The sequence below is a fragment of the Mucilaginibacter sp. cycad4 genome, assembly GCF_034263275.1.
Taxonomy (GTDB): Bacteria; Bacteroidota; Bacteroidia; order Sphingobacteriales; family Sphingobacteriaceae; genus Mucilaginibacter.
Genome location: NZ_CP139559.1, coordinates 3,692,950 through 3,714,289 on the forward strand (window position 1 = coordinate 3,692,950; position 21,340 = coordinate 3,714,289).

The window sequence follows — 21,340 nt, forward strand, 5'->3', positions numbered from 1 at the left end:
ATATAAAAAAAAGACAAGCAATGAACTCAAGATACACATATACGCTGCTTACCTTAATAATAGCATTATACTTTGTTCCTGCCCAGGCACAAACAAAGAAATCTACCAAAAAAGCAACAGTAAAAACTGCAACTAAAAAGCCTGCCGCTAAACCGGCACCAAAAAAGGCTGCGCCAAAACCTGTAACTAAAAAAGCTACCGACAATAAAAACTTAGGCGATGCTGCTGCAAAAACTGCTCAGGATACTACTAAAAAGGGAGGCGGCAATAACCCTAACAACGCTGCCAATGGTGGTAGCCTATCAGAAGAAATTGTAGTGACCACTGCCTATAAACCGGTACTGGCCGATGCGGTAAAGATCCGTCGTAACCCCGATCTGGAAGATAAAGTGCCCTTTAAAGCGCCGTTAACCTACGCACCGCTTGATAAGCGCCAGGAGCAAAACTCCGAGATCAGGCAGCTTGAGGCAATGAAAAGGCCTGCCGAACAGGATTCGGTTTTAACCAACAACTTTGCTAAGGTTGGTTTTGGCAATCTGAAAACGATTTATGGCGAGGGCTACTTTGCCAATGGCCGCGACCAGGCTTTACAATTTGGCGGTTTCATTAAACACCTGTCGCAATCTGGCTCGCTGCAAAAGCAAACCCAAAGCCGCGATGACGTTGGCGTATTCGGCAAAAGCATCATTGGCGATAATAACATATCAGGCCGCATAAATTACAACCGTTTAGGCACCTACTTTTATGGCTATAACCAGGATGCACCGAACAATGCTTTTGTACCAACCAAACAACACTTCAACACCATAAGCGGTGAGGTTGAGCTGACTAAAAACTATAAGGATGTTGAAAACGCTTTCACCTACGCTGTAAAATTAAAAGGCTACGCTTTCAGCAATGCTTACCAGGCACGTGAAAACAATGTGGTTATATCAGGCTTCCTGAATCAAACAGTTAAGCAGTTTTATGCAGGTTTAAGCGGGTCATTAGATCTGGCCAGCCAGAAAGACAGCCTTTACAGCCTTGGTAATAACATTGCAAGGGTTAACCCTTATATTAAGTTTCAGGGAGATAACTACAAGATAGATGCAGGGGTAAACATTGTAAAAGAGTTTGGTGATTTTGGAAAGTTTTACATTTTCCCAGCTGCCAAGCTTGAGGTACAGGTAGTGCCTAAATATGTACGCCTGTTTGTTGAAGCCAAAGGAGATGTTAACCGCTCTTCACTGCACGATTTTGCTATGACTAACCCCTTCATCGGCCAAAACATCAACATCAAAAACTCGGTTGACCAACTGGACATCAGCGCAGGTTTGAAAGGTACACTTGCCCCTGGCCTGAGCTTTAAAGCAGCCATATACCGCAACAGCATTAAAAATATGCCTTTAATGGTTAGCAACTTCAACGCCGAAGGCAACAAATTCACTGTTATTTACGATGATGGCAAAGCCCGCGTAAACGGCTTTAACGGCGAGCTGGATTTTAAAGCTACAGATGATTTTAACATTTTTGGCCGCGTTGAAATAAAAGATTATCAAATGGCTAAAGAAAGCGAGCCATGGAACCTGCCTAAATTTTTACTAACTGCAGGTACCGCAATACATATCGACAGCAAACTAACCGTTACCGGTTCGTTGCTTATCCGTGGTTCAACTACCGACAGGTTGCTTGTATTGGCACCAACTTCTACCCCGGGAAGCCCGGTTTATAACCAGGTTAAGCAGCCCATTAAAGGCTTTGGCGACTTGAGCGGCAGCGTGGAATACAGGATCAACAGCAGGTTTTCGGTATTTGCCCAGGCTAATAATATCCTAAGCAGCTCGTACCAAAATTGGTTATACTACCCTAACTACGGATTTAATATCTTTGGCGGCGTAGGGTACTCGTTTTAAGCCCTGTTTGATGTTTTAAAATTAACCGTATTTTTACCGGATGGATATAGCCAATTATTTAAGCGAACTACTTGACCGGTACACCGAAATAAGTGTACCTGGTTTGGGCTGCTTTTCGCGCCTGCGCGTAAATGGCTATTATGATGATGTACAGGCAACCTTTTATCCGCCTGCGCACAAGCTGCATTTTGATCAGCAGGCCAAAGACGATGAGATCCTGACACGTCATATTGCCGAAAAGAAAAAGATCTCGCTGGCATCATCCAAATATTTCACCGAAAAATACATCAACAGCCTTAAGCAGGAACTGGCGCTGCATGAAGTACCTTTTGCTCAACTGGGCTGGTTTTATATGCAGGAAGGCAAAGTTGCTTTCAGGCCGCAGGAACAGGCGCCGGGCAGCGATCCTGTGTTCTTTGGCCTTACCCCGGTTACAATTAACAAGGTGAACTATGTGGCACCTCCGCCGCCACCGCCACCTTTACCCACGGCTATATCTCTACAGCAAACCTATACGTCCCCACCGGCAACCACCACTGTTGCGGAACAGCCTGGGTATTTTGATGATGAACCCGAAGTTAAGCGGGGTATTAGCATTTGGGTTATAATAGCAATAGCAGTGGTTGTACTTGCCGCAGCAGCGTTTGGCGTATATAAATATAACCCCGCACTGTTACATCTTAACGGTGGCAGCACTAAAGAACAACCAGGGGTTGAAAAACCCAGGGCCGCTCCCGTGGCCGGGCCGGATAGTATCCAAAAGGATTCCACTCCAACTGTTGCTGATACGGCAAAGGCAATTTCTAAACCTGTTGAAGCGTTAAATAAACCGGCAGCTAAAACAGATACCATAGCACAGCCCGAGTTTGCGATATTTTTGGGATCGTTTAAAACGGTAACCAAAAGCAACGAGGCTGTTAAAGATTATAAAAGCAGGGGAATTGATGCCCGCCTGCTGAAAGGTCCCGGAACCGGTCCGCGGATCAAGATCATCATTGGAGGTTTTTCGTCATCTGATGAAGCGGAAGCCGCGAGAAAAAAACTCGTATCACAAGGAAAAATAACTAAAGACACATACTCAAAACAAATTACTGATTCCACGAAATGACTTTATTATTAATACAGCAACTTACAGATACCGCCAAGCACCTGGCAGATACCGCAAACCACGCCGTAACAACTGCAGCCCTGCCAACTGAAGAACTTCGCTTTGGCGACCTGCTGATCAAAGGTGGCTGGGTAATGATCCCGATAGGTGTTTTAGCTGTACTGGGGCTGGTAATCTTTTTTGAGCGATACTTTACTATCAGAAAAGCATCCCGCAATGAATCAAACCTGATGGTACAGGTACGTGCCAGTATCCACTCGGGTAACCTGGAATCGGCCATTGCTATTTGCCGTAACAATAATACCCCGCTTGGGCGCATGCTGCAAAAAGGCTTATTGCGCATTGGCAGGCCAATAAAAGATATTGAAGGCGCCATCGAGAACGTTGGCAAGCTGGAAGTATCCAAACTGGAAAAAAACATTGGTATATTGGGTATCGTAGCCGGTATAGCACCGATGTTTGGTTTCCTGGGTACTATTGCCGGTGTAATCAAAATCTTTTATGATATCTCAAAAACCGATAACATCAGCATGGGCGTAATCTCTGGCGGTTTATATGTAAAGATGGTAACGTCAGCCGCAGGTTTGTTTGTAGGTATCGTAGCTTATGTTTGCTATCACATTTTAAATATGATGGTTGACAAGGTGATCCTGAAGCTGGAAACCGATGCCATTGAATTTATTGACCTGTTAGAGGAGCCGAGCAAATGAATTTAAGAAAACGACACAGGGGCGCATCGGCAGAGGTACATACATCGGCAATGAACGATATCATGTTCTTCCTGCTGCTGTTTTTCCTCATAGCCTCAACAGTTACCAACCCTAACGTTATTAAGCTGGTGTTGCCTAAATCATCAACAGGGCAGTCGGTATCTAAAAAAACCATAACAGTATCGGTAACCAAAGATCTGAAGTACTACGTAGATAAAAAGGAGATCCCGGTAGATGCTTTGCAAACCACACTGGCGGGCTATAAAACCCTGGCTACCGAACTTACCATAGTTTTGTATGTTGATAAAACGGTAGCCATACAGGATGTGGTACAGGTGATGGACGTGGCACAAAAATTGAACATTAAACTGGTTTTGGCAACAGAACCTAAGGGATAACAGTGGCAGTTGCAGTTTAAAGTTTGCGGTAGTTTATTGCAGTAAATTACCGTAATCGTTTAAACAAACTGCCACTCTTTTAGTAGCACTTTTTAGTAACAATGGCAGTTTCCGGCAGCAGTTATCAACATGGTTATAGTAACTTTGCAAATGCTACTTTAAACGGCCGCCGCAACTAATTAAAAACCGCGACTAATTAAAAATTGCACTTATTTAAAATGGAGTACAGGGAAGAAAATAACTATCCGAAAGCATTTATAGCAACAGGCATTATCATGGCTGTGTTAATAGCGGCATGTTATTTTATCGTATTCAAAAACCCGCCGGTTGAAGAGAACGGGACAGGCGGCATATTGGTAAACTATGGTACGGTTGATGAAGGCATGGGCGATGATTACATGAGCACTGAAGAACCTTCGGTAGCTGAAAAAGCCAACCACACCAAACCCGATAAAGTTACCGAAACCAAACCTACCGAAGAAAAACCAACGCCCGAAAGCAGCGAGAAAACGGTAGTTACCCAAAATACGGAGGATGCTCCTGAAGTGGCTGCGCCTACAAAAAAACCAAGCCAGAATGTAGCCCCTACCCCTCCTGTAAAAACACAGCCTGCCAAACCTACTGTTAACCAAAATGCATTGTACAAAGGGAAAGCATCAACAGGCACAGGAGAGGGCGATGGTACAGGCAAAACGCCGGGCAATCAGGGTAAAACTACAGGTACTACATTGACCAATAACTATAACGGAACAGGATCGGGCAATGGCGGCAGCCTCAACATGGCACAGCGTAACTTTGTGAGCCGTCCCTCTGTAAGTGACGATAACCGCCAAAGCGGTAAAATTGTAGTTGATATCCGGGTTGATAAGGATGGTAACGTAACTTACGCCCGTGCCGGCGCCCGAGGTACCACCATATCAGATGCAGGCCTGCTTCAAAAATGCGAAGATGCTGTAAAAAACTCCAAGCTTAACCCGCTTGATAATGCCCCCGATCAGCAGCAGGGTACTGTTGTTTTTGTATTTAAGGTAAATTGATTTTTACAAAAGCGAATGGATCATAGTTCATGGTTCATAGCTTTTTAATGGAATAATATTACAATTCTTCGCTATTTTTAAAAAGCTACAGTGCTATTTTTGCCTCGTAAAGTAGTGGTTCAAACCATGAACCATGAACCATGAACCATGAACTACCAGCAAACCCTCCAATACCTATACACCCAGCTTCCCATGTTTACACGTGACGGAGCTTCGGCATTTAAAAAAGATTTGACCAATACGCTTGAACTTTGCAGGCGGTTGGATAATCCTCAGCACAAATTTAAAAGTATACATGTGGGCGGCACCAATGGCAAAGGCTCAACATCGCACATGCTGGCTGCCGTTTTGCAAACAGCAGGTTATAAAACAGGGCTTTATACGTCTCCCCATCTTAAAGATTTTCGCGAGCGCATCCGCGTTAACGGCCAAATGATCAGCGAGCAAACTGTAATTGACTTTGTTGAACATCATAGGGGCGATTTTGATGAAATAGCGCCCTCCTTTTTTGAGATGACCGTTGCACTTGCATTTGATGTTTTTGCCAAACAACAGGTAGATATCGCCATCATTGAAGTAGGCTTAGGCGGCAGGTTGGATTCGACCAATGTGATCACCCCGCTCCTGTCTGTAATTACCAATATCGGCTGGGACCATATGAATATGCTGGGCAATACCCTGCCGCTGATAGCAGGTGAAAAAGCAGGCATCATCAAACCGGGCATCCCGGTGATCATTGGAGAGAAACAGGAGGAAGTCGCCGGCGTCTTTATTGAAAAAGCAGGTAAAACAAATAGTAGGCTCCGGTTTGCATCGGAAGAGTGGATGATTTCAAGTCCGGAAGCTGGGAAGTCCGAAAGTCGGAAAGAAAAAGAAGGGCTACTTGAGATTATTGCGAAACGAAACCCATTGAGCCATACCTCTTCCGGACTTTCGGACTTTCGGACTTTCGGACTCGACCTAACAGGTACCTATCAGCTTAAAAATACAAAAACAGTTCTATCAGCCGTTGATGAGCTAATAGCACAAGGTTTTATTATTTCTGATGTTCATATTCAAACGGCCCTGAAACAGGTAAAAACCTTAACTGGTCTACATGGCCGCTGGGAAACTTTAAGCCTTAACCCGCTTACCATTTGTGATACGGGGCACAACCCGGATGGTATTGAGGAAGTGATGAAAAATATTGCTTCTGTTAAATACAACCATCTACACATGGTTATCGGGATGGTGAACGATAAGGATACCGGCAAAGTATTGCCAATGTTTCCGAAAGATGCTGCATACTATTTCTGCAAACCCGACATCCCCCGCGGGCTGGACGCAGGGATCATGAAAGCGCAGGCCGAAGTTCACGGCTTAATTGGCAAAGCTTATCCATCGGTAAAAGCAGCATTGTTATCGGCACAGAAAAATGCAGGCGACAATGATCTTGTTTTTGTTGGCGGCAGCACTTTTGTGGTAGCGGAGGTGGTATAGTCTGAATCAGAATTTTGATGCAGAAACAGTTTTTTAGATTAGGATATGTTTTATTAAAAAGCCTTCTATTAATCCCAAGTCATATAAAATCTAAATCAGCCGAAAAACATGCTGTTAATTCTTAAATCCTGTTAATTCTGATCCGGACAGTTTCTTCCAAACAACTTCCCCCGTTACCGCCCCCCCTGTGGTCGGTGCAGGTACGGTATACTTAAAAATATCTCCCGAAATTATAAATGGCCGCTTTTGCTGCGTTCCCTCCCAGTTGGGGAATGATGCATGTTCTATATTGAAGATGATATTGCTCCCTTCAATTTTATAACTGCCGTAATGGGCATTACATCCTTTAAGAGCAGCCCTGTTTTCTTCGTCGGTCCCCTTACTTTTATCACCTGCCGCAAACTTTGGACGCCCCTCGCTGTAGATCTGTAAGGTATAATGCCCCATAGCGTCGAACATCAGGATCCCCTTCGGCGAATCTCCGTAAAGATGGATGCGGCTACCGTCGGCGGCAATATTATCAACAGCCACCAGTTCATAGGTCCCGGTTAAACTACCGATCCCTGTTTTGTTTTGTGCCGATGCCATACCTCCAAGCAGCAAAAAAACGAAAAGCAATTTATGTTTCATGCAGCAAAGTTATATTTGCTATATTCCATTAGCAATAAGGCACAAAAAAGTAGCCTGATTACTAAAAAGTTACCATGCTGTAAATCAGTTATATTATTTTTAATTGATGGATAAAAAATCAAAACATGCCGCCCCAAGATGTGGCATCGACTACGCTTTTCAGCGGATAGGCGGCAAATACAAAGGCCGCATCCTGTGGCGTTTACGCAACGGCACCATGCGTTACGGCGAATTGCGCCGCACAGTTACCGGTGTAACTTCAAAAATGCTTACCCAGGCCCTGCGCGAATTGGAAGATGATTGCCTTATTATACGGCAGGTTTACGTTGAAGTGCCCCCAAGGGTTGAGTATACCCTTACTGATACCGGTAAAGAACTACTCCCCTTTTTACAGCTACTCCGCGATTGGGCCAAACACCAGATGCAGGTTAATGATATAATTGCTATGCCCTGATTTTAATTTCAGTAAAGTCAAAAACACCTTTATTAATCTGCCTAAAATTCTATTTTTACTTCCCCAATCCCTACCTTAAAATATGACATATATCGCATCTGCCAACAGGTATCAAACTATGCAATACCGTCGCTGTGGCAACAGTGGCATCAAGCTTCCGGCAATTTCACTGGGCCTTTGGCACAATTTCGGTCACGTTGACGTTGCCGATAATTACCGCAAGATTCTACACCTCGCTTTCGATAGCGGCATCACCCATTTTGACCTGGCCAACAACTACGGTCCGCCTCCTGGTTCGGCTGAAGAGAATTTTGGCAAGATCCTGAAAGAAGATTTCCGCGATTACCGCGATGAGCTTATCATATCAAGCAAAGCCGGCTACACCATGTGGCCAGGCCCGTATGGCGACTGGGGTTCAAAGAAATACCTGGTAGCCAGTCTTGATCAAAGCCTTAAACGTATGGGGCTCGATTACGTGGATATCTTTTACCATCACCGCCCGGATCCTAACACGCCGCTTGAAGAAACCATGACCGCATTGGACCTGATTGTTCGCCAGGGAAAAGCGTTGTATGTTGGTATCTCCAACTATCCCGTCGAACTGGCTTCAAAAGCTATCAAAATACTTAAAGAGTTGGGTACGCCGTGTCTTATCCATCAGCCTAAATACTCTATGTTTGAGCGCTGGGTTGAAGGTGGTTTGCTGAATGTTTTAGGTAACGAGGGTGTTGGTTGCATCCCTTTTTCGCCCTTAGCCCAGGGTTTACTGACCGATAAATACCTGCATGGCATCCCGGAAGACTCAAGGGCGGCAAGGCCAACCGGCTTCCTGCAAAAAAGCCACGTCACCGACGAACGCCTGAGCCAGATCAGGGACCTGAACAGCCTGGCCGTGCAACGCGGTCAGTCACTGGCCCAAATGGCACTGGCCTGGATACTGAAAGATGAACGCGTAACATCAGTATTGATAGGAGCCAGCAGACCGGAACAATTATCTGATTCATTAAAAGCTTTAGATAACCTCCGGTTTTCGGCAGAGGAATTAGCAAGGATAGAAGAAATTTTAGCCCCCTAACCCGCGAAGGGGCACTATGGTGGCGCTTTCCTGTCCCCTCAGGGTCCTCTGCGAGAGACCCTGAGGGGACGACAAAAAAATAACTATTTTCAAATCCCCATCAGGGAAATTTAGAAGGCTAATATGAGTACGATAAACTGGGGCATTATAGGCTGCGGCAACGTAACGGAAAAAAAGAGCGGGCCGGCATTTAAAAAAGTGGAGGGAAGTAACCTTGTGGCCGTCATGCGCCGCGATGCAGAAAAAGCGGCCGATTATGCCGCACGCCATGGTGTAGGCAAATGGTACAGTAATGCCGATGAATTGCTGAACGATCATGAACTGAACGCGATCTACATAGCCACCCCTCCCGCATCTCATCTCGACTATGCGCTTGCTGCACTAAAAAAAGGGCTAAACGTTTATGTCGAAAAACCGGTAACCCGCAATTCGGCTGAAGCAAAAGCTATGGCAGCAGCTGTTAAGGGAAGCAGTTCAAAACTTACAGTTGCCCATTACCGCCGGGCTTTGCCTATGTTTTTAAAAGTAAAGGAACTGATAGATACACAGCTGATTGGCGAGATCCGTACTGTACAGATCAGGATGTGGCAAAGCCGCAAACCAACTCTTATTGCCGATGTAGAAACCAACTGGCGTGTACTGCCTGAGCTATCAGGCGGCGGCTATTTTCATGACCTTGCCCCGCATCAGCTTGATTTGATGCTGTATTATTTCGGCGAGCCCGAAATGTATCATGGTTTTTCGCTCAACCAATCAAACTCAACGCCTGCCGACGATCACGTTTGCGGGCAGATCCTGTTTAAAAATAAGGTAGTGGTAAACGGTTCCTGGTGCTTTAATGTTGCCGAAACTGAAACTACCGATACCTGCGAGATCATCGGCACAAAAGGAAAAATCACTTTCCCCTTTTTTGGCAATTACATCAGCTGGAAAACTGATAGTGACGAAGACACCATAACTTTCACTCATCCCGAGCATATCCAGCAGCCTTTTATAACCAAAATAGTAGCTTACTTTAAGGGCGAAGGGCCAAACCCCTGCCCTATTGAAGAAGCAGTAACGCTAATGGATATCATCGACGCATTCACATTCAAGAAGTAGAAAAAATTAGGCCAAAACCTGTCGAAGCATGGTGCTCAAATTCAGCATACTTCGACAGGGGCCGAAAAATTTCTCACATTAACTTATCAGCTTTTCTTTTTAGGCACTTTGGCACCTTCTTTCCGCGCTTCTGAAAGGCCTATCGCTACCGCTTGCTTTTTGCTGGTTACTTTTTTGCCGCTGCCGCTTTTCAGCTTGCCTTCCTTCATTTCGTGCATGGTTTTCTCAACCTTCTCGCCGGCTTTTTCTGAATACTTTGCCATAATGTTACTTTTTAAGTAAATGATAATATTACAAAGCAAAATATTTGCCAAAATATAAAACCAGCAGCAGTTTTTTAATAGTGACAGGAGTAGTCTTAAGTAGCAGATTAACAACTATGATAGCAGTACAACAAACTGCCGCCCGCTCCTGCCGCTGTTGCAAAAAAATCGCAACTGCTACTAAATCGGGCAGGATTTAAACGTTTGTTACTTTTCACCCGGTCTGTTCGCTATTATTACTTATCTTCAAACTTCTGAAATAATTACGTGTTAAGCCATCATAAATACCCCTACATTTGCCTCATATGCCAACAAAAAAACTCATCGCTCCATTTTATGAACGTCTTGCTTTAGTACTTATTGGTTTTATGGCCCTGGGCTACCTGATTATTATGGGTAAAGATCTGCTTGATCCCATGATCTTTGGTTTTATATTCGCCATACTTTTGCTTCCCGTTTGTAATTTCCTGGAAAATAAGCTTAGGTTGCCCCGCAGCATGGCATCGCTGGTTTCTATATTATTATTAGTTGGTGTTATTAGCGGGATCCTGTACCTGGTGGGCTCACAAATCTCGAACATGGCTAATGACTGGCCGATGCTCCAAAAGCAGGTTAAGCAATCTATACAGGACCTGCAGGAATGGATCCAGCATGCTTTTCACGTTAACGCCGCCAAACAAATGGCCTATGTTGATGACACTGCGAAAAAGCTCATGGAATCGGGCACGGATGTACTTGGCACTACTTTCGGGGCCATCTCATCGCTCATGCTGTTTTATGTGTTTATCCTGATCTTTACCTTTTTTATCCTGTTATACAGGCGCCTGCTCATTCGTTTTATGGTATGGGTTTTCAGGGACGAAAATGAACATGTGGTAATGGATATTGTTGAAAATATTCAAAGTATTTTGAGGCAATATATATTGGGGCTGCTGTTGGAAATGGTGATAGTAGCCGGCGTAGCCATTACTGTTTTTTGGATGATAGGTATAAAATATGCCGCTTTGCTGGGCATTATAGTTGGCCTTTTCAATATTATTCCATACATCGGGATTTTCACCGCCTTACTTTTAAGTACTGTTATAACTTTTGCTACAGGCAGTATTAGCAACACTGTAGCGGTGGCTGTTAGTGTTATTGGGATTCACGCAGTTGATGCCAACTTTTTGCTGCCCACTATAGTTGGTTCAAAAGTTAGGCTCAATGCCCTCATCTCTTTTATAGGTATTATTTTAGGCGAAATGATCTGGGGGCTTTCGGGTATGTTCCTTTCCATTCCCGTTATTGCCATATTCAAGATCATATTTGACCGCATTGAAACACTTAAACCGTGGGGATATCTGTTAGGTGGCGATTATGAGTATAAAAAAACGGCCGCACAGGCCATGAAAACCGAATAAATTCTCAAAAAAAGGGTGAACCTAAACCTGTAAACTTTCGTTTAAATATATTAAAATTTAATTTTGCAGAAACTATTGCTCCCCCAACAATGGAAATTGTAAGAGATACGCCACGCGCTGTTTACAGGTGTAAAAAATGTAATGAGCCCTTAAAAACCAGGCGCAAGCGCGGCTTGTTATTAAAAATCACTCTGTTTTGGCTTCCGGTTCGTAAATTTTTTTGTGAACGTTGCCTTAAAACGCGTTATGTAATGTAAAGTTAATAAAACAGGTGGCACTTTGCTTTGATTATTTAGGCATATCCTTAATTTAGTAGCGTAGCATAGTAAAGCTAAATCTACCAAAAATGAGCCTTAAGTGTAAATTACTGCCATTCCTATATACTTTCCTGTTTCCTGTAATTTTGGTTGCACAAACTCCAAAGGCCTCAACATTCAGACTGGTACCCTTAGGAATATTAGGAGGTATTGATGAAAGTAACCTATCGGCCTATATGCTGGCACCCAAAGGCAGCAATAACTATATCTGCCTTGATGCAGGCACAATACATTACGGCATTGAAAAAGCCGTAATGTGTAAAAGCTTTAAGGTCCCTGCAAATACTGTGCTCAGGCAGTATATTAAAGGTTACTTTATATCACACCCACATCTTGACCATATTGCCGGGCTCATTATTAATTCGCCTGAGGATAGCACCAAAAACATCTATGCACTTAATGATTGCATTGAAACTATAAAAACCCACTACTTTACCTGGAAAAGCTGGGCCAACTTTGCCGATCAGGGTGAAACACCGGCACTGAAAAAATATCGCTATAAAGTATTGGAACCCGGTACCGAAACTGCTATCGAAAATACCGAACTTAAGGTCCGGGCTTTCCCGCTCAGTCATTCCAATTTAACCAGTACTGCTTTTTTGGTGAACAGCAATGATAATTATTTGCTTTATTTAGGAGATACAGGGCCCGATGAGATAGAAAAAAGCGGCAATATGCAAAGCCTGTGGCAGGCCGTTGCTCCGCTGATAAAAAGCAAAAAACTGAAGGCTATTTTAATAGAAGTATCTTTCCCCAATGAACAGCCGGATAAAACATTATTCGGTCACCTTACGCCAAAATGGTTAATGACCGAAATGGATAAACTTGCTATACTTACCGGTACAGATGCTATTAAAGGCTTAAACATTGTAGTAACTCATTTAAAGCCGCCGATGACCAGCATCAGTAAAATTAAAGTTCAGCTAAAGGCTGCCAACAAATTAAACCTAAACCTGGTATATCCGCAACAGGGAAAGGCCCTTAATTTTTAAACCTGAAACATCCACACTATGAAAATACTTAAACCTGTTTTTTTATTCCTGCTGCTGATAAGCAGTCCCAGTTTATTTGCACAGCAGGGTAAGGTGCTTGAGGAGCAAACCCTAAAAAGCAAAATTTTAAAGCGCAATGTAAACTATGCTGTTTATCTCCCTCCGGATTATGAAACTGCTAATCGAACCTACCCTGTGGTTTACCTCCTGCACGGCTATACCGACGACCATACGGGCTGGCTGCAATTTGGCGAAGTTAACCGCTATGCCGATAAAGCTATTAGCGATGGCACTATCCCGCCGATGATCATTGTAATGCCTAATGCCGATTCGAGCTGGTACATCAACTCGTACGATGGTAAGGAAAAATACGAGGACTTTTTTATTAAAGAGTTTATGCCGCATATTGAAAAGGTGCTGCGCATTAAGGCCGAAAAAAAATACCGTGGCATTGCAGGGCTTTCAATGGGTGGTTATGGCACATTGATCTATACACTTAAACACCCCGATCTGTTTGCAGCAGGTGCAGCCTTAAGTGCAGCTGTATTCCCTGACGATCAGCTTGTAAGCACCCCTGATGATACTTATGAAAAAATATTTGCACAGCTTTATGGACGGGGTTTAAAGGGGAAAGACCGGGTTAACAATGTATGGCAAAGCAACTCGGTTTTAAACCTGGTGCAAACCAAAACTACCGATGAGCTAAAATCTGTAAGATACTGGATAGATTGCGGCGACGACGATTTTCTGAGCAAAGGCAACTGCCTGTTGCACATTGCCCTCGCCGAAAAAAATGTACCACATGAATTCCGCGTGCGCGATGGCGCCCACACCTGGACTTACTGGCGTACAGGGATCACCAGTGCGCTGCAATTTATTGGTGATAATTTCAGGCAAAAGTAGTAAATGTGCCAATTTCGGATGTGCAAAGGGTGGTTAATTGAATGAATAAGAATATGAATACTATAAAAAGGATTTTGCTGGTTTGTTTATTGCTGATTTCGGCAAATGTATTTGCGCAAACTACCGGTAAGGTGGTTGAAGAGCAATACATAAAAAGCGATATTTTAAATCACAACGTAAAATACGCGGTATACCTGCCTGCCGATTATGAAACATCAAATCGTACTTACCCGGTAGTATACCTGTTGCATGGTTATGGTGATGACCATACCGGCTGGCTGCAATTTGGTGAAGTTAACCGCTATGCCGATAAAGCCATTGCCGACGGTACCATCCCGCCGATGATCATTGTAATGCCCGATGGAGGTACAAGTTTTTTCATCAATGCATACAATGACAAACTAAATTATGAAGACTTCTTTTTCAAGGAGTTTATACCATCTATCGAAAAAGAATATCGTATAAAAGGTACTAAACAATATCGCGGGGTAGCGGGCTTATCAATGGGAGGTTTTGGCACACTGGTATACAGCCTCAAACACCCTGATATGTTTTCGGCAGCGGCGGCGTTAAGTGCTGCAGTACGCACCGATGATGATTTCATGGCTGTAACAGACCAGCGCTGGAAGGATGTTTATGGCAAAGTATTCGGCCCCGATCTTAAGGGGAAAGAACGCCTTAATACTACCTGGCAGGCCAACTCCATACTGGGTTTGGTGCAAAGCAAAACAACTGATGAGCTGAAAAATGTGCGCTACTGGATAGATTGCGGTGATGACGATGCACTGAGCAAAGGGAATAGTCTGCTGCATATAGCCTTAACAGAAAAGAAAGTGCCACATGAATTCCGCATCCGCGACGGAGCCCACAACTGGACCTACTGGCGCACCGGCATCACCGATGCATTGGCATTTATTGGGGATAGTTTCAGGCAGAAGTAATTACAATAAATCCATAAAAATTCGTCATTTCGAGGTACGAAGCAATTAGCCCCCTCTAAATCTCCCCCGGAAGGCGAGACTTCAAAAGTATTTAAAGCCCTCTCCTTTGGAGAGGGTTGGGTGAGGCTAATTGCTTCGTACCTTATAATGAAACCAATGTAAGTTATTGATTATCAAGTCTATTTTTTCAATCGGTTTTAACATGGTCGTTCCCGTTAGCTAAAGGGCCGCGCTATACGCTCATACTGCACCGGCATTATCCGTCAGCTGACGGACGGTATCCACTCCTATCACTAACGCAGCCCCGCGCACCATCGCTAAAATATATTTCATACGTCATTACGCTTTTTTTAGGATTTCCCTGATGGATACTCGTATGACGTGTGGTGATGTGAGGCTGGCGACTATTTTAACTTCCCCTAATCACCCAAAATATCCTCACACTTTCCTTTCAAAGCTTTCAACCGTTTATCCAATGCGCTTAATCCAACATCATCCCCGATGTTTTTATAAAGCGTTTTTATCAGTGCTAAAGTATTGTCGTCAGCATCGCAAGCCTGTGCCTTCTCGAGCTGGGGCAGAGCTTTCTTAACAGTCTTAATATATTCGGCATCTGCGGAGGGGCTATTTAAAGGCTTATCAGCATCGGGAATATTTTTGAGATACAGATACCCTAAAGCCCGATGAGCCACATAATAATCAGGCTCGGCAGCAACAACGCGCTCGTATAAAGGTATCGCATTTACACTTTGATTATCATCTTCATAAAGCTTGGCCAATGAGTTGAAAAAATTGATCTTCACTTTGGCCGAAAGCTTGGCGGTATCCTGCATAATTTGCCGGGACAAGTCCATTGCCTTATCCTGTTCACCCTGTAAACGTGCCAAATTAAAGTCGAGGTATTTGTTGTAGGTATCTTCAGCAGTTTGGGCGTGTGCTAATGTAACAGACATCAATAAGATTATTACCATCAGTATTTTCCTGAGCATGATCGTGGGCTTGGCTTTAAGCTATAACGTTGAAACGGAGGGTTTAATATGAAACCCGTATGTATCCCCAAACTATAAAACCTTAAACATCTTAACCAAGGGCAATACCACCCCATCAGGCATCGGCTGATCAATATTTTCAATCGCTTTGTACCCCATAGCTTCGTAAAGCGGCACACCGGGCAACGTTGCTCCTAATTGCAGGCTTTTAAAGCCGTTATCTTGTGCAGCAGTTTCACAAACTTTCATGATATAACTCCCTATGCCCCTGCGGGCATAATCCGGGTGAACAAAGAACGCCCTGATCCTGGCAGAATCATGATTGGGATCAAGCAGGGGGTCTTCAATTTCTTTATGCTGATCGCCACCGTAAAGGGTATTGCGCTTACTCCAGCCTCCACAACCAACAGTTACGCCGTTTATTTCGGCCACATAATAAGTACCATCGGTAACCAATTGGGTATCCACCCCAAAAATGTATTTGATGGCGCTTTCAATTTGTTGTTGATTATAATAACTGGCGCTTAGCCCGCGAACCGAAAGAGCGATCAGCTCCTGCAATTCGGGGATATCATTAAAAGTTGCCAGGCGGGTTGAAATGGTAGACATGCGGTAAATGTAACGTTTTTCAGAAAACTGCGTCCCACCCATACCCATGACATCTTAAAAGATGTATACACACAGTAGCCCCCTAAAAGAGGGGGTTTTGAAAAGAAAAGATGCAGGTCAACAGAAAAACCTCCCTTCCGGGGAGATTTAGAAGGGGTTTGCTGGTGCGCAAAGAAGCCTTTCTGCTGCAGCCTTTTTGATTCTGTGGTTACAAAAGTAAACTGCCCCCGCGCGGCCGGAACCCGGCCTTTTTTTGTTGTCGCCTTTCTTGTTTACAATCCCAACCCGCGCTGTGGCTCACTACAATCCCTGACACAGCCCCTGCTTACCATCGATAAAATATATTTTACACGTTATCACGGGTTTTCCAGGGCTTCCCCGGTGGTTACTTATAATGACGCATTGGTGAGTTTGCCTGGTAGCTTAGCCTGCCGAATGGCTATGCTTCCATGCGGTTGTTACGCTTCGCAATGACACGTTTTCTATTTCTCTATTCCCCCCTTATTCCGTTTTCAAACTCTTAACCGGGTTTGTCAACGCGGCCTTCACACTCAAAAACGAAACCGTTGCAAAGGCAATTAACATCACCAGGAAAAATGGTATAACAAACAGAAAGGGGTTGATATCCATCCTGAAGGCATACGTTTGCAGCCATTGATGAATAGCGTACCAGCCTATTGGCGCCGAAATAACGAAAGAAACCACTACAAGCAGGGCGAAATCTTTATACAGCAACTTCAAAATACTGTTCACTGAAGCACCCAACACCTTACGGATCCCGATTTCCTTAGTACGCTGCACAATAGTATATGATACCAGGCCAAACAAGCCGAGGCAGGCCACAAAAATAGCTATGCCGGTAAATACACCAAACACCTGCCCAAAGCGCTGATCGGTTTTGTATTGCTTATTGAAAAACTGATCTAAAAAGAAATAATCAAACTGGTCGCCGGGGAAAAAGCTTGCCCAGGTTCTCCTCAGTTCGGCAATAGTTTGGGGCATATTAGTGGTACTTACCTTTACCGATACCTGCCCCCTAACGTCGGGGATACAACGGAAGATAATGGCGTCATAAGCATCATGTAGGGATTGCTGGTGAAAATTGTCGGCTATGCCTACTATGGTATAAACCTGTCCCCAAAAATCAATACGTTTGCCCAGGGCATCGGCAGGTTTGCTAAAGCCCAATTGCTCAACGGCTTTTTTATTGAACACTACGCTATGCGGCTCATCCCCAAACTCCTTCGAAAACTTACGACCGGCAATTAGTTTAATATCGTAAGCGTTAAGGTAATCATAGTCGGCGCCAATAATACGGTATTGCTTGCTTGTGCTTTGATCAGAGCCCACCAACTTAATTCCGCCCGCATTCCAGCCTACAGGTTCGCCGGGGATTGATGTTGATACCGTTACGCTTTTAACAGCTGATAGAGCCAGGCATTCGTGCTTAAATGAGCTCATGCTGCGATAAAACGAATCTACCTTAACCAGCGGGGCTTTGATAACCAGTGTTTGATCTATTTTAACACCCAACTTTTGGCTTTGCATGTATTTAAGCTGTTTGAACACGGTAAGCGAGCCTATCAGCAAAAATATAGAAGCAGCAAATTGAAATACCACCATTCCCTTTCTTAACACCACTCCCCTTGGCGATGCCAGGATCTTGCCTTTCATCACCTCAACAGGCCTGAACGCCGATAACACAAGGGCCGGATAAAACCCGCTGAAGAACGAACCCAACACGAAAATACCCAAAACGGCCAGCCAGAAAGCAGCTTTAGTAAACAAGGTAAAGCCCATCTGCATACCCGAAATATTGGCAAATGCAGGCAAGCAAACCATAATGATCAGTAAAGCAAGCCCTATCGCCATAGCGTTAAGCATCATAGCCTCCAACATAAACTGGGTAATCAACTGAGCTTTTGCCGAACCCAAAGTTTTACGTACCCCAACTTCTTTAGCCCTGCCAATACCACGGGCCGTAGCCAGATTGATATAATTGATCCAGGCAATGATGATCACAAAAATGGCAATGCCCAAAAGCAGGTATACTGATTTGCCATCACCATTGGGCTGAAACTCCAGCATCCGGTTGGAGTACAGGTGGATATCCTTTACCGGCTGCAGCGTATAAATGCCGCCTTCGCCCGAGCCGGGGTACTTGTCGTAAGCCTTTTTCACTATCGGGATAAACTTGCCCTCCAATTTACGCGGATCAACGCCTGGTTTTAGCAACAGGTAAGTGGTGCAGCCGTCGTTTAGCCAGGCATTATCAATATTGAAATCTTTATTAGGCGGATTTTCTTTAAGCAGTGTAACATACGATTGCATGATATCAAAATTCATGTGCGTATTGGCAGGCATGTTATTCATTACCCCAGTAATTTTAAGCGGCTTATCTGTATTGATATACAGGGTTTGCCCAACCGGATTTATGCCGGGAAAAAGTTTATCGGCAATTTGCCGGGTAATTACCGCGGTGTTAGGTTCTTTAAGCGCTGTATTGGGGTCGCCATTTATCAGCGGGAAAGTAAACGTTTTAAAGAAAGCCTCGCTTACATAATATACGTTCTGGATCACCATTTTCTGCTCCTTGTAGGTAGCAATGGTTTGGCCGGCACCTAAAATCTTTACGTACTCCTCAATTTCGGGCAGCTCAGCTTTAAAGGCTGTGCCTGGTGCAAAAGCCCCACCAGCCCATTGGGTACTTAACTTGCCATTGTTGTACCTGTCCTGATTGATCCGGAATACGCGGTCTTTTTTGGTGTGGAAATCATCATAACTCAATTCAAAACTAACGTATTGCAGTATAAGCAGGCATGCAGCCATGCCAATAGCCAGTCCTACTATATTGATAGTTGAGAAAGCTTTGTTTTTAGATAGGTTTCTAAAAGCAACCAGCAGGTAATTTTTAAGCATAATTGTGGGGTTTACTATTAAAATCCAGCCAATTGCGTGCCTTATTTTTAAATCACTGATTATAAACAACTTGTGTCGAAACAAATCTACGAAACTGTTCGTTTTCGCACAGTGATTGCGCGGTTTTGAGATGGTTTCGGATTTCGGATGTTCGATTTCGGATTTATAATTTTCCCTGGCGCAAGTATTGTTTAGTACGTGTGTGGTGGCTTACTTGTGCCTTCCTCATTAGAAAAGCTTTGAGGTTCGTTGTCGGGGCGACCCAAAAGATATCAGGGAGACGGACGGACGCAGACAACGAGGTCAGGAAGTGGTGCAGTGAAAACACCGGCCACAAGCTAAATGTACCTGCCCCAAAAGCGTATTGCTGTAAGTACGAATCAATCGCGAACTAACTGGGGTATTTGCATAGCTGGTCGGTAAGTTGGAGATTGCTTCCTACCTTGTATTGCTTAAGTATTATATTTAACTTACATACAATTACAAACCTGATTATCAACCAATAACAACCAACCTTATTTTAATTATTATGGACCAACCAAAAGTATTTATCAGCGTAGGTGGCACATCAACCCCGCAGCAGGAAGATTTTGTAAAATCTATAGAAGACCGGCTCAGAAGCGAAAATCTGATTCCCAATACAATTGGCAGGAATACATTCAGTTCTGATTCGCCTTTAAAATCAATAAAAGGTTTGATGGATGAATGCTCAGGCATTTTGGTTATTGCCCTTGAACGAACCTATTTTGAAAGCGGCATTGAAAAGCGTGGCAGTGCTAATGAAATAACGCTCCAGGTAACCAAATTTGCCACTCCCTGGAATCAGATTGAATCGGCGATTGCGTACGCTAAAAATCTCCCGATTTTAATCATAGTAGAAGAAGGAGTACGCGCCGAAGGGTTATTAGAAAAAGGCAATGATTGGTATGTGATGACGGTAAAGCCCAGCCAAAGTTCATTATCCACGGTAGAGTTTAATGGAGTTTTGGCGAGTTGGAAGAGCAAAGTGGAAAAGCTTAGTGCCGGTAAAAATGATACTGCTGCCGAAAAAAAGAAAGTTGTTCCTGATGAATTAACTATTGGAGATTTAGTATCAAATATGAAACCCGCTCAGTTATGGGGAGTACTGGGTGCCATTATTGCATTAATGGCTGCGATTTTTGTGATTGGTCAACATTTTTCAGCTAAGTAAGGCTTTCGCTCCGCGGATATCTCATGCTATAACATAATCACAGTCAAAACCTCGATCAAGTTTAACAATATTAATTATTTTACTTAATTTAATCCGGTAAAACCAAACCAGTTATGGCAATTAATACCCCTGTCGAAATCCCACTTAGTAAAACTAAATTAACAAAAGGCCTTTTAGGATCGGTGGCTTTCGTAGCAATAGGGCTTTGGATTTTAATTTATCAGCCCTATATTGGTAACCCGGTGTTTGATAATGTGGTAATAAAATATGGTGCATCTACAGCCTGCATTATTTTTTTTGCCTTCCTGGCATTTTTTTTCCTGAAAAAGCTGAGTGATAAAAAACCCGGCCTGACTATCAACAATGAAGGTGTTTATGATAATTCAAGCGCTACGGCAATTGGATTGATCCCCTGGTATGACATTACGCACTTTAGCATTTCAAGCGTAATGAGCCAGCAGTTCCTGGTTATTGGCCTTAAAGATCCGGAACAGTACATAGCAGCACAAACAAATCTGCTTAAGAAAAAGAGTTTTGGTCTTAACTATAAAAATTACGGTTCACCTATTGTTGTTTCGGCCAATACCCTCAAACACAATCTGTATGAATTAAAAGCAGCGCTCGAAAATAAGCTAACCGAACAACGGGCCGCAAACCCTGAAGTTATTTCATAACAAATCACATCAACTCATTATCCTTTTTAACATGATAAGCCTTGTACGACAGGTAAAACAAGGCCAGAGCAGGCAGCGCGCCAAGAATCGCCCCAACGGTATTAGGTTTTGGATAGGTAGCCACAATTTGCACAATAAACAGTATGGTTGCTACTATGCCACCTATAAGATAAAGATATTTGAATTTAGGGTTCATTGGCTATTTACACATTTAACAATATCATCATGAACTTGTTTACCTGAAACAAATTCATGAT

21 protein-coding genes are annotated in these 21,340 nt (G+C 43.7%); 15 read left to right on the forward strand and 6 right to left on the reverse strand.

The window, feature by feature from the left end; genetic code table 11:
- Positions 1-20 precede the first annotated feature (20 nt).
- The 6 genes from SNE26_RS14925 to SNE26_RS14950 all read left to right on the forward strand — a co-directional run bounded on the left by SNE26_RS14925 (position 21) and on the right by SNE26_RS14950 (position 6,624).
- On the forward strand, positions 21-1,892 hold the full coding sequence (locus tag SNE26_RS14925; protein WP_321554735.1) for a hypothetical protein: 1,872 nt from the start codon (positions 21-23) through the stop codon (positions 1,890-1,892).
- 40 nt (positions 1,893-1,932) lie between these two features.
- Complete coding sequence (locus tag SNE26_RS14930; RefSeq protein WP_321554736.1) at positions 1,933-3,000, forward strand: SPOR domain-containing protein; 1,068 nt, start codon at positions 1,933-1,935, stop codon at positions 2,998-3,000.
- Positions 2,997-3,710: a MotA/TolQ/ExbB proton channel family protein gene (locus SNE26_RS14935; RefSeq protein ID WP_321554737.1), complete on the forward strand. Its 714-nt coding sequence runs from the start codon at positions 2,997-2,999 to the stop codon at positions 3,708-3,710. The genes SNE26_RS14930 and SNE26_RS14935 overlap by 4 nt, the downstream gene beginning before the upstream one ends.
- Entirely contained in the window at positions 3,707-4,108 is a 402-nt protein-coding gene (locus SNE26_RS14940) for a biopolymer transporter ExbD (protein ID WP_090523411.1), read from the forward strand. Before SNE26_RS14935 ends, SNE26_RS14940 begins: the two co-directional genes overlap by 4 nt.
- A gap of 218 nt (positions 4,109-4,326) precedes the next feature.
- Positions 4,327-5,145: an energy transducer TonB gene (locus SNE26_RS14945; protein WP_321554738.1), complete on the forward strand. Its 819-nt coding sequence runs from the start codon at positions 4,327-4,329 to the stop codon at positions 5,143-5,145.
- 147 nt (positions 5,146-5,292) lie between these two features.
- Entirely contained in the window at positions 5,293-6,624 is a 1,332-nt protein-coding gene (locus SNE26_RS14950; RefSeq protein WP_321554739.1) for a folylpolyglutamate synthase/dihydrofolate synthase family protein, read from the forward strand.
- Positions 6,625-6,738: 114 nt separating this feature from the next.
- Here SNE26_RS14950 and SNE26_RS14955 read toward each other — a convergent pair whose 3' ends face one another.
- Positions 6,739-7,254 carry a lipocalin-like domain-containing protein gene (locus SNE26_RS14955; protein ID WP_321554740.1) on the reverse strand — a complete coding sequence of 172 codons (516 nt, stop codon included), beginning with the start codon at positions 7,252-7,254 and terminating at the stop codon, positions 6,739-6,741.
- 106 nt (positions 7,255-7,360) lie between these two features.
- On the opposite strand from SNE26_RS14955, the gene SNE26_RS14960 reads away from it, so the two are divergent.
- The 3 genes from SNE26_RS14960 to SNE26_RS14970 all read left to right on the forward strand — a co-directional run bounded on the left by SNE26_RS14960 (position 7,361) and on the right by SNE26_RS14970 (position 9,884).
- Positions 7,361-7,708 carry a helix-turn-helix domain-containing protein gene (locus SNE26_RS14960; protein WP_321554741.1) on the forward strand — a complete coding sequence of 116 codons (348 nt, stop codon included), beginning with the start codon at positions 7,361-7,363 and terminating at the stop codon, positions 7,706-7,708.
- Between the two features lie 82 nt (positions 7,709-7,790).
- A complete protein-coding gene (gene mgrA, locus SNE26_RS14965) occupies positions 7,791-8,783 on the forward strand; it encodes an L-glyceraldehyde 3-phosphate reductase (RefSeq protein WP_321554742.1) in 993 nt (330 codons plus the stop codon).
- A gap of 123 nt (positions 8,784-8,906) precedes the next feature.
- The gene (locus SNE26_RS14970; protein ID WP_321554743.1) at positions 8,907-9,884 is read left to right on the forward strand and encodes a Gfo/Idh/MocA family oxidoreductase; all 978 of its coding nucleotides are present in this window, start codon (positions 8,907-8,909) and stop codon (positions 9,882-9,884) included.
- Between the two features lie 86 nt (positions 9,885-9,970).
- Here SNE26_RS14970 and SNE26_RS14975 read toward each other — a convergent pair whose 3' ends face one another.
- Complete coding sequence (locus SNE26_RS14975; RefSeq protein WP_167516215.1) at positions 9,971-10,147, reverse strand: DUF6496 domain-containing protein; 177 nt, start codon at positions 10,145-10,147, stop codon at positions 9,971-9,973.
- A 305-nt stretch (positions 10,148-10,452) separates the two neighbouring features.
- On the opposite strand from SNE26_RS14975, the gene SNE26_RS14980 reads away from it, so the two are divergent.
- From SNE26_RS14980 to SNE26_RS14995, 4 genes are all read left to right on the forward strand, one after another.
- The gene (locus SNE26_RS14980) at positions 10,453-11,547 is read left to right on the forward strand and encodes an AI-2E family transporter (protein ID WP_321554744.1); all 1,095 of its coding nucleotides are present in this window, start codon (positions 10,453-10,455) and stop codon (positions 11,545-11,547) included.
- Between the two features lie 346 nt (positions 11,548-11,893).
- The gene (locus SNE26_RS14985) at positions 11,894-12,856 is read left to right on the forward strand and encodes a 3',5'-cyclic-nucleotide phosphodiesterase (RefSeq protein WP_321554745.1); all 963 of its coding nucleotides are present in this window, start codon (positions 11,894-11,896) and stop codon (positions 12,854-12,856) included.
- A gap of 18 nt (positions 12,857-12,874) precedes the next feature.
- Positions 12,875-13,759 (forward strand): alpha/beta hydrolase-fold protein, encoded by an 885-nt coding sequence (locus SNE26_RS14990; protein WP_321554746.1) that lies wholly within the window; start codon positions 12,875-12,877, stop codon positions 13,757-13,759.
- Positions 13,760-13,812: 53 nt separating this feature from the next.
- Positions 13,813-14,700: an alpha/beta hydrolase-fold protein gene (locus SNE26_RS14995; protein WP_321554747.1), complete on the forward strand. Its 888-nt coding sequence runs from the start codon at positions 13,813-13,815 to the stop codon at positions 14,698-14,700.
- Positions 14,701-15,119: 419 nt separating this feature from the next.
- Here SNE26_RS14995 and SNE26_RS15000 read toward each other — a convergent pair whose 3' ends face one another.
- From SNE26_RS15000 to SNE26_RS15010, 3 genes are all read right to left on the reverse strand, one after another.
- Positions 15,120-15,689 (reverse strand): hypothetical protein, encoded by a 570-nt coding sequence (locus SNE26_RS15000; RefSeq protein ID WP_321554748.1) that lies wholly within the window; start codon positions 15,687-15,689, stop codon positions 15,120-15,122.
- A 72-nt stretch (positions 15,690-15,761) separates the two neighbouring features.
- Entirely contained in the window at positions 15,762-16,298 is a 537-nt protein-coding gene (locus SNE26_RS15005) for a GNAT family N-acetyltransferase (protein ID WP_321554749.1), read from the reverse strand.
- A gap of 501 nt (positions 16,299-16,799) precedes the next feature.
- The gene (locus SNE26_RS15010) at positions 16,800-19,217 is read right to left on the reverse strand and encodes an ABC transporter permease (protein WP_321554750.1); all 2,418 of its coding nucleotides are present in this window, start codon (positions 19,215-19,217) and stop codon (positions 16,800-16,802) included.
- A gap of 529 nt (positions 19,218-19,746) precedes the next feature.
- On the opposite strand from SNE26_RS15010, the gene SNE26_RS15015 reads away from it, so the two are divergent.
- Positions 19,747-20,409 carry a hypothetical protein gene (locus SNE26_RS15015; protein WP_321554751.1) on the forward strand — a complete coding sequence of 221 codons (663 nt, stop codon included), beginning with the start codon at positions 19,747-19,749 and terminating at the stop codon, positions 20,407-20,409.
- Between the two features lie 113 nt (positions 20,410-20,522).
- Positions 20,523-21,083: an STM3941 family protein gene (locus SNE26_RS15020; protein WP_321554752.1), complete on the forward strand. Its 561-nt coding sequence runs from the start codon at positions 20,523-20,525 to the stop codon at positions 21,081-21,083.
- Between the two features lie 4 nt (positions 21,084-21,087).
- On the opposite strand, the gene SNE26_RS15025 is transcribed toward SNE26_RS15020, so the two are convergent.
- Entirely contained in the window at positions 21,088-21,279 is a 192-nt protein-coding gene (locus tag SNE26_RS15025) for a hypothetical protein (protein WP_321554753.1), read from the reverse strand.
- Positions 21,280-21,340 lie beyond the last annotated feature (61 nt).

Excerpts from the sequence above, each read along its gene's own strand:
- SNE26_RS14935 (WP_321554737.1), top strand. The coding sequence starts at position 2,997 with ATGACTTTATTATTAATACAGCAACTTACAGATACCGCCAAGCACCTG.
- SNE26_RS15020 (WP_321554752.1), top strand. The coding sequence starts at position 20,523 with ATGGCAATTAATACCCCTGTCGAAATCCCACTTAGTAAAACTAAATTA.
- SNE26_RS15010 (WP_321554750.1), bottom strand. The coding sequence starts at position 19,217 with ATGCTTAAAAATTACCTGCTGGTTGCTTTTAGAAACCTATCTAAAAAC.
- SNE26_RS14940 (WP_090523411.1), top strand. The coding sequence starts at position 3,707 with ATGAATTTAAGAAAACGACACAGGGGCGCATCGGCAGAGGTACATACA.
- mgrA (WP_321554742.1), top strand. The coding sequence starts at position 7,791 with ATGACATATATCGCATCTGCCAACAGGTATCAAACTATGCAATACCGT.
- SNE26_RS14985 (WP_321554745.1), top strand. The coding sequence starts at position 11,894 with ATGAGCCTTAAGTGTAAATTACTGCCATTCCTATATACTTTCCTGTTT.
- SNE26_RS14995 (WP_321554747.1), top strand. The coding sequence starts at position 13,813 with ATGAATACTATAAAAAGGATTTTGCTGGTTTGTTTATTGCTGATTTCG.
- SNE26_RS14945 (WP_321554738.1), top strand. The coding sequence starts at position 4,327 with ATGGAGTACAGGGAAGAAAATAACTATCCGAAAGCATTTATAGCAACA.
- SNE26_RS15025 (WP_321554753.1), bottom strand. The coding sequence starts at position 21,279 with ATGAACCCTAAATTCAAATATCTTTATCTTATAGGTGGCATAGTAGCA.
- SNE26_RS14960 (WP_321554741.1), top strand. The coding sequence starts at position 7,361 with ATGGATAAAAAATCAAAACATGCCGCCCCAAGATGTGGCATCGACTAC.
- SNE26_RS14980 (WP_321554744.1), top strand. The coding sequence starts at position 10,453 with ATGCCAACAAAAAAACTCATCGCTCCATTTTATGAACGTCTTGCTTTA.
- SNE26_RS15015 (WP_321554751.1), top strand. The coding sequence starts at position 19,747 with ATGGACCAACCAAAAGTATTTATCAGCGTAGGTGGCACATCAACCCCG.
- SNE26_RS14930 (WP_321554736.1), top strand. The coding sequence starts at position 1,933 with ATGGATATAGCCAATTATTTAAGCGAACTACTTGACCGGTACACCGAA.
- SNE26_RS14925 (WP_321554735.1), top strand. The coding sequence starts at position 21 with ATGAACTCAAGATACACATATACGCTGCTTACCTTAATAATAGCATTA.
- SNE26_RS14955 (WP_321554740.1), bottom strand. The coding sequence starts at position 7,254 with ATGAAACATAAATTGCTTTTCGTTTTTTTGCTGCTTGGAGGTATGGCA.
- SNE26_RS15000 (WP_321554748.1), bottom strand. The coding sequence starts at position 15,689 with ATGCTCAGGAAAATACTGATGGTAATAATCTTATTGATGTCTGTTACA.
- SNE26_RS14975 (WP_167516215.1), bottom strand. The coding sequence starts at position 10,147 with ATGGCAAAGTATTCAGAAAAAGCCGGCGAGAAGGTTGAGAAAACCATG.
- SNE26_RS14950 (WP_321554739.1), top strand. The coding sequence starts at position 5,293 with ATGAACTACCAGCAAACCCTCCAATACCTATACACCCAGCTTCCCATG.
- SNE26_RS14990 (WP_321554746.1), top strand. The coding sequence starts at position 12,875 with ATGAAAATACTTAAACCTGTTTTTTTATTCCTGCTGCTGATAAGCAGT.
- SNE26_RS15005 (WP_321554749.1), bottom strand. The coding sequence starts at position 16,298 with ATGTCTACCATTTCAACCCGCCTGGCAACTTTTAATGATATCCCCGAA.
- SNE26_RS14970 (WP_321554743.1), top strand. The coding sequence starts at position 8,907 with ATGAGTACGATAAACTGGGGCATTATAGGCTGCGGCAACGTAACGGAA.